Source organism: Stenotrophomonas capsici, from assembly GCF_034961085.1.
GTDB classification, from domain to species: domain Bacteria; phylum Pseudomonadota; class Gammaproteobacteria; order Xanthomonadales; family Xanthomonadaceae; genus Stenotrophomonas; species Stenotrophomonas capsici.
This window is the reverse complement of sequence record NZ_JAYFUH010000119.1, coordinates 1-9,826: the sequence shown is the minus strand read 5'-3', so window position 1 is coordinate 9,826 and position 9,826 is coordinate 1. Positions and strand designations below refer to the sequence as shown.

The 9,826-nt window shown below is 68.4% G+C and carries 9 protein-coding genes; 2 read left to right on the top strand and 7 right to left on the bottom strand.

Annotation, left to right across the window (positions count from 1 at the left end; genetic code table 11):
• Together cutA and VA603_RS09495 are read right to left on the bottom strand one after the other, a co-directional pair.
• Positions 1-238 (bottom strand): divalent-cation tolerance protein CutA (gene cutA / locus VA603_RS09500; protein WP_323438654.1); only part of this gene is annotated, 238 nt, incomplete at its 3' end.
• 398 nt (positions 239-636) lie between these two features.
• On the bottom strand, positions 637-2,388 hold the full coding sequence (locus VA603_RS09495; protein WP_323438653.1) for an endonuclease: 1,752 nt from the start codon (positions 2,386-2,388) through the stop codon (positions 637-639).
• Between the two features lie 184 nt (positions 2,389-2,572).
• Here VA603_RS09495 and VA603_RS09490 point away from each other — a divergent pair, with 184 nt between their 5' ends.
• Together VA603_RS09490 and VA603_RS09485 are read left to right on the top strand one after the other, a co-directional pair.
• Positions 2,573-3,157, top strand: coding sequence for an ECF-type sigma factor (locus tag VA603_RS09490; protein WP_323438652.1), 585 nt, complete (start codon positions 2,573-2,575; stop codon positions 3,155-3,157).
• The gene (locus tag VA603_RS09485) at positions 3,157-6,156 is read left to right on the top strand and encodes a protein kinase domain-containing protein (protein WP_323438651.1); all 3,000 of its coding nucleotides are present in this window, start codon (positions 3,157-3,159) and stop codon (positions 6,154-6,156) included. Before VA603_RS09490 ends, VA603_RS09485 begins: the two co-directional genes overlap by 1 nt.
• A 52-nt stretch (positions 6,157-6,208) precedes the next feature.
• On the opposite strand, the gene VA603_RS09480 is transcribed toward VA603_RS09485, so the two are convergent.
• Genes VA603_RS09480 through VA603_RS09460 form a run of 5 tightly spaced genes read right to left on the bottom strand, consistent with a single transcriptional unit; the run spans position 6,209 to position 9,760 of the window.
• Entirely contained in the window at positions 6,209-6,745 is a 537-nt protein-coding gene (locus tag VA603_RS09480) for a hypothetical protein (RefSeq protein WP_132863390.1), read from the bottom strand.
• Between the two features lie 25 nt (positions 6,746-6,770).
• The gene (locus tag VA603_RS09475) at positions 6,771-7,400 is read right to left on the bottom strand and encodes a hypothetical protein (RefSeq protein WP_323438650.1); all 630 of its coding nucleotides are present in this window, start codon (positions 7,398-7,400) and stop codon (positions 6,771-6,773) included.
• Positions 7,397-8,773, bottom strand: a complete 1,377-nt coding sequence (locus tag VA603_RS09470) for a M48 family metallopeptidase (RefSeq protein WP_323438649.1) — start codon at positions 8,771-8,773, stop codon at positions 7,397-7,399. Before VA603_RS09470 ends, VA603_RS09475 begins: the two co-directional genes overlap by 4 nt.
• Entirely contained in the window at positions 8,770-9,273 is a 504-nt protein-coding gene (locus tag VA603_RS09465; RefSeq protein WP_323438648.1) for a hypothetical protein, read from the bottom strand. Before VA603_RS09465 ends, VA603_RS09470 begins: the two co-directional genes overlap by 4 nt.
• A gap of 22 nt (positions 9,274-9,295) precedes the next feature.
• Complete coding sequence (locus VA603_RS09460) at positions 9,296-9,760, bottom strand: DUF2628 domain-containing protein (RefSeq protein WP_323438647.1); 465 nt, start codon at positions 9,758-9,760, stop codon at positions 9,296-9,298.
• Positions 9,761-9,826: the final 66 nt, after the last annotated feature.

Here is a 9,826-nt window from a genome sequence, read left to right as displayed (position 1 = left end):
GTTCGTAGGGGTGCCGCTCGAGGATGGCGGCTTGCAGGGCCTCCAACCGGTCCGCGCAGGTCTTGATCAACAGCTGGACCTCCTCGGCCTGCTCGATCTGCCCCTGCCAGCCATACACAGACTGCATCGGGGGCAACAAGTTCACGCACGCCGCCAGCCGCCGCGCCACCAGGTGGTGGGCCAGGGCCTGCGCGCTGTCGTGATCGGGGCAGGTGCAGAAGACCAGTCTTACGTCCATCCGCGGGATTGTCGCAGAAGGCGCTGCGGCACTTTCGGATGGAAGTGTTGACATCGTTGTCATCGATTGTATATTGCCCTGCGTCACGATTTCACTCTGCCCTTGGCGCGACTGGCGCTGGTTTGCGACGGTCAGGAGAGTGAAACCGCTGGATGAGGCGCGTTGGCTGATGCCTGACGGAGCCGAGTCCGCCTTGGGGGCTGTGCGGCTCAGGCATGCGCAGCCAGCGGTCGCGCTAGCACTCATCAATACAGAGCTGGAAGATAAAGAAAAGCGGTCACCGTTCCATCGGTAACTCTCTCTGGCTTCATGGCGCGGCCCGCTTATCCCCCGGGACGCGCCATTTTTTTTGTCACTGCAGGCCCGGTTCGCGGACCTGCAATGGCCTGCGAGCCTGCTCAGTTCAGTTGGCAGCTCGCCGGCTTGGCCGAGGTGAACAGCGACTCGCTCGCCCACTCGGGGTGGTCGATGAACGGGTTGCGGTTGCCCTGGAAGCTGTAGACCACCTCGTTGCGCTCGCGTTCGCGTGCGGTCGGCGGGTCGGCCAGGTGCCACTGCAGCAGCGTCGACAACAGGCCCATGTACGCCGGCGAGCTGGAGGTCAGCACGATCTTGCTGCGGTCGTTGGTCAACTCCAGGTCCGGCTCGCCTTGGCCGGTGACCGGATGCGGGTCGCCTTCGTAGCGGATGGCCATGTACATCACCGCGCGCGCGATGTCGCCCTTGCGGCCGTCCCAGGTCTCGAAGCTGCCGGCGTTGCCGTCGGGGCCGACGAACCAGTTCTTCTGCCCGCGTGCGCTGCCGCCGCCATCACCGTTGTTGGCTTCGGTAGCCAGCGCGGTGCACCCGCTGCTGCAGTTGGCCAGCGGCTTGTTGCCACGGCTGGAATTGAAGTTGGTGTCGCTCAGGTAAAGCATGTGTGCATCGGTGTGTGGCGCGTAGGGCAGGCCCTTGTCACCGGTGGCCGAGGAGAAGCCCAGCGACTTGGGCCAGGTGTGCTCGCGGTTGTAGGTGAGGCCCGAACCGGTGCCGGCGCGCGCCGAGACCTTCGGGTAGCTGCGGTTGCGGTAGATGTCCAGGATGTTGTTGGGGTTGTTGGGGTCCTCGTCGGCCACTTCCAGGATGGTCCAGGTGTTGGTGCCGGTGCCACTGTACGGGTAGGAGGTGTGGCCCTTGATGGTGGCGTGCAGCGAGCAGCGCAGCTGCGACGGGCTGCTGGTGTTGACCTTGGACCAGTAGCCGGCGGTGGTGGCGCTGGCGACGGTGAAGGACACCGAGGTGTTGCTGGCCGGGGTCATGCCGTCGACGTCGGTGATGCGGCTGGCGGTGACGGTCAGCTGGCAGCTGTCGCCGGCCGGCAGTACGTTCTGCGGTGCCAGCGGGAAGTGCGTGCCGCTGCCCGGGTAGGACAGGGGGATCGCGCCGGCCTGGGTGCATTGCAGGGCGAACGCACCGTTGCTGGCGGTGACGGCTTCGCTGAAGTGCACCTGCAGGTCGGTGGCCACCGCGACGTTGCTGGCGCCGTTGGCCGGCAGCGTGCTGGTCACCGACGGACGCATGCCGGTGCCGGTACCGGTGCCGTTGAAGCTCTGGTTGAGGTTGCATTGGCCGAAAGTCTGCGCGGCGGAGGTTTTCCACGCGAAGTCGGCGTACGCACTGCCACTGCCGCCTAGCTGCAGCGAGGTGCCTTCCGGGGTGCTGTTGGTTTCCGAAACCGGAAGGTTGGTGCTGCTCATGCCGGCCGCGGGGCCATTGCTGGCGGTCAATGCGCCTTCGTAACTGAGGAACTGCACGACCTGGCCATTGCCATCGACCAGTGCGATGCCATCGTTGCCGCCGTTCTGGATCAGGTTGGTCGAACGCAGGCTGGCGATGGTGACGGTGCTGCCGCAGTTGACCGCGCTGCCCGCGGGCAGGTTGCGGGTGCTGTAGGTGACGCCGGCCGAGGGCGAGGCGCCGTTGTAGAGCACCACCTTGTAGGTGGACAGGTCCTCGCCGGCGGTGGCGACGACCTCGATGCCTTCATTCGCATCGCCGTTGCTGTTGTCGTAGTGCAGTTCATTGACGAATACCGCGGCGGTGGCCGGACTGCTGGCCAGGGCGGCGAGCAGGGCCACGCCGAGTGGCCCGGTGATCGAACGCTTGGTCATTGTGCTGTGTTCCCGGATTGGGTGGTGGATCCCCGCCGCCGGCAAGCGTAGGGCCTGCAGATGACCGAATGAAGTGAAGGCGGCCGTTCCGCCGCAACCGGTGCGGCCACCTCCACACCGGCCCGGCGGCGTTGCTGCTAGGCTGCCGGGATCAACGGCAGGGCGTGGGTCCGGCAAGGTGGTAATGGAAGCGGATGATTACGAGGTCGAGATCGGCCAGCGGCTGGAAAGCCTGCTGGGCGGGCGCAAGGTGGACCTCTCCCAGCTGATGACCGACATGCAGGCAGAACTGCGCCAGATCGCCCGTTACCGCCGGCGCCGCGGTGCGGTTGGCGAGACCCTGTCCACCACCGCGTTGATCAACGAGGCCTACCTCCGGTTCGCGGCATCACCCGAGCTGTTCCAGCAGATCGACCGCAACCATTTCCTGGCCATCGCCGCGCGCGCGATGCGCAACATCGTCATCAACCATGCCCGCGACCGGGTCGCGCAGAAGCGCGGCAGCGGCGTGCGCCACGAGACACTGGGCCAGGTGGAGGTGATGCAGTCCGACCTGGACGAGGCCGAGCGGCTGCTCGAGCTCAACGACGCGCTGGAGCGGCTGGAGAAGCTGCGCCCGCGGCTGGCGCGGGTCGTGCAGCTGCGTTACTTCGCCGGCCTCAGCGAGGAGGAAACCGGCGAGGTGCTGGAGATCGACCGCAGCACCGTGCGCCGCGACTGGCTCAAGGCGCGCGGTTGGCTGTACGAACGCCTGCATCCGGACGCCTGATGGAATCTACGCCCGACGACTGGCTGCGCCGCGAGGCGCTGCTGGACCAACTGCTCGACCTGCCCGAACCCGAGCGCGCGGCGTTCATCGCCCGGGTGGCGGACGACAACACCGAGGATGCCGCCGCCCTGCGCGGCTGGCTGGCCGGCATCGAGCGTTCGGTGGGCTACCTGGTGCCGCGCGCGGCGGCCGACCCGATCGGCCATAGCGGCGAGATCGTCGGCAACTGGCGTGCGCTGCGCATGATCGGCCGCGGCGGCATGGGCGAGGTGTGGCTGGGCGAGCGTGCCGACGGCCTGTTCGAGAAGCAGGTGGCGATCAAGTTCATCCGTGACGACCGCCCGGCGCTGGCCCGCAACATCGAATCCGAACGGCGCGTGCTGGCCGGCCTGCAGCACCCGGGCATCGTGCGCCTGCTGGACGCCGGCAGCATGGCCGACGGCCATCCGTTCCTGGTCACCGACCATATCGAAGGCAGCACGCTGGACGTGTGGCTGGCCCGCGTGCAGCCGGACCTGCAGGCGCGCCTGGCGCTGTTCCGGCAGGTCGCCGTGGCCGTGGCGTATGCGCACGAGCAGCTGGTGATCCACCGGGACATCAAGCCCGGCAACATCCTGGTCGACGCGCAGGGCCAGGCGCACCTGCTCGACTTCGGCATCGCACGCGTGCTGGCGTCGGACCAGAGCGAGGCCGCCGGTGCGACCCAGGTGGCGCTGACGCCGGAGTTCGCCGCGCCGGAACTGATCATCGACAACAGCGCCAGCGTGCGCTCGGATGTGTATGCGCTGGGCGGGTTGCTGTTCTACCTGCTGTGCGGCCGCGCGCCGCTGGACCTGGATGGCCTGCCGCTGGGCGCGATGATGGCGCGCATCCGCGACGAGCTGCCGCAGGCACCGGCCGCGCAGGCCGTGCCCGCCGTGGCGCAGGGCGGCGCCAGGCCGCTGCTGCAGGACCTGGATGCCATCGCGTTGAAGGCCTTGGCCAAGTCGCCGGCGCAGCGTTATGGCTCGGTGGACGCGTTGCTGGCCGACATCGATGCCGCCATCGCGCGGCGTCCGGTATCGGCACGCGCGCCGGACCGCTGGGATCGCCTGCGCCGCTACCTGCATCGCCATCGCATCGGGGTCAGCGTGGTCACGGTGCTGTTGCTGACCCTGCTGGCGGGCATGGGCGGCACCCTGTGGCAGGCCCATGAGGCACGCCTGCAGCAGCAGCGCGCCGAGAGCGAAGCACTGCGTGCCACCGAGCAGGCGCGCACTGCCGATGCGGTACGCGACTTCCTGATCAACGTGTTCGAGTCGGCCAACCCGGAGCTGACCGGCGGCAAGACGCCCACCGCGCTGGAACTGGTGGATGCCGGCGTGCGCCAGGCCGAGACCACCCTGGCCGGACAGCCGGAGATGCAGGCGCGCCTGTTCGATGCGCTGTCGCGCACCTACATCGGGCTGGGCGAGTACGCCAAGGCCGAGGCACTGTCCCGGCGCGGTCATGACGCGGCGGTGGCTGCGCTGGGCGAGGATTCGATGCTGGCGACGGAACTGGCCATCACCCATGCGCGCGTGGCCGGGCAGGGCGATGCGCCGGACCCCACGGCGATGCGGATGCTGGAGCGGATCCTGGCCCGGCCCCCGGGTACCAGCACCGCCGCGCGCCTGCAGCGTGGCGTGGCGGCCTACCAGTTGGCCACGCTGTACCGGCGCGCCGGCCAGCTTGATCCGGCCGAACGTTGGTTCAGGCAATCGGTGACGCAGCTGCAGGCGCTGGGCGCGCAGGGCGAAGGCCGGCTCGCCGAGGCCTTCCACCAGTATGCAGGCCTGGACGAATCGCGCGGCAAGCGCGCCGAAGCCATTGCCCACCTGCGCCAGGCCATCGCGCTGGCGCAGCGGCAGGTGCCGCAGTCGGTGGCCGAACTCAACCAGATGCGCGAGGACCTGGCCAACCTGCTCAGCGCCACCGGTGGCAGCGAAGAAGCGGTGAGCCTGCTGCGCCAGGTGGTGGAGGCCAACGGCGGGTTGTACGGGCCGAACCACCCGCGCAGCCTGGTCAGCGCGGCATGGCTGGGCCGTGCGCTGGTCAAGCAGTCCGATTACGCGCAGGCCGATGCCATCCTCGAACCGACGCTGGCCGCCACCCGCGCACAGTTCGGCGAGGAATCCGAGCCGACCGCCGCCGCGGCGATCGCACTGGCCGCATCCAAGCTGGGGCAGGGGGACGTGGATGCAGCCATCGCATTGAGCGACATCGCCCATCGCTACGCGGTGGCCAACGGTGGGCCGGACAGCTTCCGCGCCATCATCACCACCCAGAACGGCGCGCGCATGCACCTGTACAAGGGCGACTACGTCACCGCCGAGCGCATCGCCCGCCAGGTGCTGGCGGCGCTGGAGCGCATCGGCTCGGACAGCACCAACGACGCGCTGGAGCTGATCGGCAACAGCCGCAGTTTCATGGGCGATGTCCAGGGTGCGCAGGCGCTGCACCAGCAGGCCCTGCAGGTGCTGGCCCGCAACGGCGACGACGGCGGCGTCGACGTGCAGCTGTTGAAGCTGGAACTGGCCGGTGATGCCCGTGACCTGGGCCGGATGGATGCCGCGCGCGCGCTTGCCGGGGAGGCATTGGCCGGGCTCACCGCGCTGGGCCAGACGCCGAAGGACGAACTGTTCGTGTCCACGCGCTTCATGCTGGCCGAACTGGAGGTGCTGGAAGGGCGTTGCAGCCGCCCCGATGACCTGCTGGAGCAGGTGCGGCGCAACGAGGGCAGGCAGGGCCAATCGCCGTTGCTGCAGTGGCAGGCCGCCTACGAACGGCTGATCCTGCAGATGTGCCATCGCTTGCAGGGCGCCGAGCGGGAGGCCGTGGATGCACGGATCGCCACCGATGCCCGGTTCCTGCTGGCTTCGCCGATCACGCCGCCGCAGGTCAAGCGGGTCGCTGCCCAGGCCTTGCGTCTTCAATCCCCCTCCCCACGCGGGGGAGAGGGAAAGTCACCGACGATCTGACCTCCCTGTCGTCCGGCTCCTGTGTACCGCACCGCGTCCTTGCGGTGGCGTCTTACTCTTCTTCGCTGGGGGCCTGCATCTGCAGGGTGATGCGGTGCTTCTTGGCGTAGGCCTCCTGCATCACGTCCAGTTCGTCGGTGAGCGTGTCGAACTTGCCGGCGGCGCTGTCGACCGCGTCCAGCAGCGGCTGAGCCTGTTCGTTGCTGAAGTCGTCCGGCAGTGCGGTCAGCTTGAGCATTGCGTCGAACCATTCCACCGCCGAGTCCAGCGAAGCCATGGTCTTGGCGTGCAGTTCCTGTGCATCTTCCGGCACCGGCTGCTGCTGCATCGACTCGCGCAGGGTCACCGTCTCGGCGCGCGCGGTGTCCAGCACCGGCTTCATCTCGACCAGGCCCTTGCGCTCTTCCAGCTTGGCGTTCAGCTGCTCGGCCTTGCTGCCGTCGCTCCACTGGTTGAACTTGGCGATCAGGCTGTTCCAGACGCTCAGGTTGCGCTCCATGTAGTCGGAGGCGGAGGGGCCCATCAGCTGGCTGCAACCGGCCAGCAGGGCAAGCAACAGCAACGGGGTCAGGAATTTGATTTTCTTCATCGTGGATCTCCTTGTTGTAATGGTGTCAATCGGCCTGCATCCGGCGCAATTCATGGCGGGCCTGGGCCGCGGCGAAAAAATCACCAATGCGTTTGGCGAGTTTTTCGCAGTTCATGCCGCGGGCACCGGCGTGCAGGGTCAATCGGGTTTCGTACAGTCCGCTCTTGCGGTCGCGCGTGCTGCCGCCGAACAGTACCAGCAAGCCGAGCTTGGGTGGAGTGAAACCTTCGCTGTGCAGCAGCGTCACCGAGGTGTGCGTGCTGAAGCCGTTGTACGAATGCTCGACCACGCCGTAGTCGACGATGGTGTCCCAGGGCAGCAGCAGCTGCTTCACCCGGATGCCCTCCTCGGTGAGCGTGAAACGCGCCGCGCGCGGGGCAAGCAGGGCCCACAGGCTGGCCAGCACCAGCACCACGCCGACCGCGATGGCGATCATGGCGCTGGTGCCCGACATCGCGCTGGAGGTGGACGCGCCATAGGCCACGATGCCACCGGTGAAGCCGAACAACAGCGGCAGCATGATCGCGTGCGGCTTGATCTCGGTGCGGCCCCGCCCGGCGGCCTCGATCCTGCGCAGCTCGGTGAGGGTGCTCTCGCGTTCGCGTTGGGAGATGTCGCCGTATTCCTTTTCCAGCGACGAAGCGATGTCGATCATGGTGTCTCCATTGGCGTGGAGGTGCTGGCCTCCAGGCCCAGTTCCGCGAGCAGGCTGCTCTGGCGGCGGTCGCGGGTGCGGACCAGCAGTTCGGGGGTGATCGCAACGCCCAGTGCATCCAGGCGTTGCTTGAGCGTGGGATGGGTGTCCAGCGGATGCGACTGCTGGTCGTCCAGGTGGTTGCGTGGGTCGCCCAGGCCGTGTTCGGCCACCTGCCGCCGTACCCGGGACAGCACGCCTTCACGCAGGTGCGGGGGGGCCTGCTGGTTGTGTGCCAGCGCCTCGTCGACGAACTCCTGCAGCACCGCGCTGCGCAGCAGGGCCAGCGCCGCCGGCGCGGTGCCGGCGATGCGGCTGCTGAACGCATCGGCCGCCAGTTCACGCTCGCGGCTCCAGTGATGCACCGCTTCGTCGAAGCTGTGCAGGAACCACTTGCCGTACAGGCTGGCCGGCGCGGTGATCCACGCGCGCCAACCGTCATCGTCGGCGGCGTGCTCGTTGGTCACGGCCAGGATGCTGTTGAGCAAGGAACGGTAGATCGGGCTGAACTGCAGGCCGTAGCGGGTGTCCTCGCCGGTGAAGTGGCCCAGCTCGTGCGCCACCACGGCCGAGACCTCGGGGCGTTCCATGAAGCTCATGTACGGCAGCGGCAGGTACAGCACGCGGCCCTCGGGCACGCGCTGGCCATTGGCCAGCTGCACCGCGTGCTCGGTGACGAAGAAGCCCTCGTTCAGGCCCACCACCACGGTGTCCGGCACGCGTGCCTCGGTACGCCGGGCGATGTCCTGCACGAACGACCACAGCTGTGGCGCCTGTGCCGGCGACAGCGTCTGGCCGATGATCTGGATCGGCTCGGCGTCCTGGCGGCGCAGGGTCACGCGCAGCGTGTCCCAGATGATCCGCGCGCCATACCAGAGCAGGGCCAGCACGATCAGGCCGGCGAACATCACCATCTTCATCGCGTTGCCGGAGACGTAGTGCTGGTCGATGGCGCGGCCGATCTCGAACAGCAGCACGCCGATCAGGCCGCCGAACACCAACAGGGCCTGCGCAACCATGAACGCCGGCAGCCAGCGCCTGCCGCGGTTGAACGCCTCCACCAGCGCGGCGCGCGAGAGCAGGGCACGCGAGGCGGCGCGCCGCATGCCGAGCAGGGCCAGACAGAACGTGGCGATGGCGGTCATGCCCAGCAGCAGCGTGACCAGCGCCAGCGGCCCCAGGTACGGCCCGGCGTCGTGGCCGCTGGCCACGTCCAGCCGCCAGTGCGCGGCGCGGTACCACTGCCACGCCGCGACCAGCACGATCGCCAGCGGCACGCCGAGCCCGACCCAGAAGGCGGTCGGGCGGGTCGAGGGCGTACGCAGCGTGCTCATGCCGCGCTTCCCCGTTTGGCCTGCAGCGTGCGCCAGGCGTCACGCAGCGCGAAGGCATAGACCATGTTCAGCAGGTAGCGACAGCTGAGGGTGAGGACGAAGCCGAGCAGCAGGCCGGGCGGGCAGCCCCCGTCATCGGACGCGGCGATGTGCAGCCGCAGCTCGTGCATGGACATCACCATGCCGACGCAGACCGCCACCAGCGCCAGGCAGGCCAGCCAGAAGCCGGCGGCACGGTGCCGCATCAACAGCAGGTTGCCGCTGATGCCGAATACCGCGATGGCCGACTGCACGACGGTCTGGCCAATGGCCAGCGCCGGCGGATAGTCGCCGGCGTCGCCGCGGCTGAGGTGGTAGGTGGCCACCAGCGCCAGAATGCCGGTCAGCGTGCACAGGGTCAGGTCCACGACCAGCCAGATCTGGACGAAGCGCGGGTAGGCGGGCGTGGCCACCGCGGCGGTGGGTCCGGCCGGGGCGGTGGAGGCCAGGGAAGGGGTCATCGGCGGGCTCTCGCAGGCCGGCTCAGAACGGCCGGACCGGCAGCCAGCCCTTGTCGCCCAGCACCTTGAAGGAATAGAAGTCGCGCGGGGCCATGATCCCGAAGGCCACGCCGCCCAGGTAGCGGGCGCCACCGGCCAGGGTTTCGCCGCCGATCAGGTACAGCACCGTCACCACCACGGTCAGGCCCATGAAGGTCATCAGTGCCAGCACCAGGCCCTTCTTCCACATGCCCTTGACCAGGTAGTAGAAGAAGCCGAACACGAAGGCCAGCAGGAAGGCCGACATCGGCGGAGCCATCTCCTTGGCCGCGGCCAGGCGCTCCGGTCCCTTGGGGATGGCCTTGAACAGCTGGCCTTCCAGCCCGCCGTACTTCTGCAGGCCCTTGAAGTACTGCTTCCAGCGGTCGGACACGTCCAGCGTGTCGATCTGGGTGCCGGTGGGGGTGCTGACCGGGGTGGCGGTCGCGGCGTAGGGATTCTGTTCCATGGGGCTCTCCGGTTCGGGGGTCTCGGGTGGCCGCCGTGTGCGGCCGTACCAGGACAATCACCAAAG

What these genes read in the sequence shown, in the direction of transcription:
- VA603_RS09495 (WP_323438653.1), bottom strand. Translation starts at nt 2,388, where the DNA reads ATGACCAAGCGTTCGATCACCGGGCCACTCGGCGTGGCCCTGCTCGCC.
- VA603_RS09490 (WP_323438652.1), top strand. Translation starts at nt 2,573, where the DNA reads ATGGAAGCGGATGATTACGAGGTCGAGATCGGCCAGCGGCTGGAAAGC.
- VA603_RS09485 (WP_323438651.1), top strand. Translation starts at nt 3,157, where the DNA reads ATGGAATCTACGCCCGACGACTGGCTGCGCCGCGAGGCGCTGCTGGAC.
- VA603_RS09480 (WP_132863390.1), bottom strand. Translation starts at nt 6,745, where the DNA reads ATGAAGAAAATCAAATTCCTGACCCCGTTGCTGTTGCTTGCCCTGCTG.
- VA603_RS09475 (WP_323438650.1), bottom strand. Translation starts at nt 7,400, where the DNA reads ATGATCGACATCGCTTCGTCGCTGGAAAAGGAATACGGCGACATCTCC.
- VA603_RS09470 (WP_323438649.1), bottom strand. Translation starts at nt 8,773, where the DNA reads ATGAGCACGCTGCGTACGCCCTCGACCCGCCCGACCGCCTTCTGGGTC.
- VA603_RS09465 (WP_323438648.1), bottom strand. Translation starts at nt 9,273, where the DNA reads ATGACCCCTTCCCTGGCCTCCACCGCCCCGGCCGGACCCACCGCCGCG.
- VA603_RS09460 (WP_323438647.1), bottom strand. Translation starts at nt 9,760, where the DNA reads ATGGAACAGAATCCCTACGCCGCGACCGCCACCCCGGTCAGCACCCCC.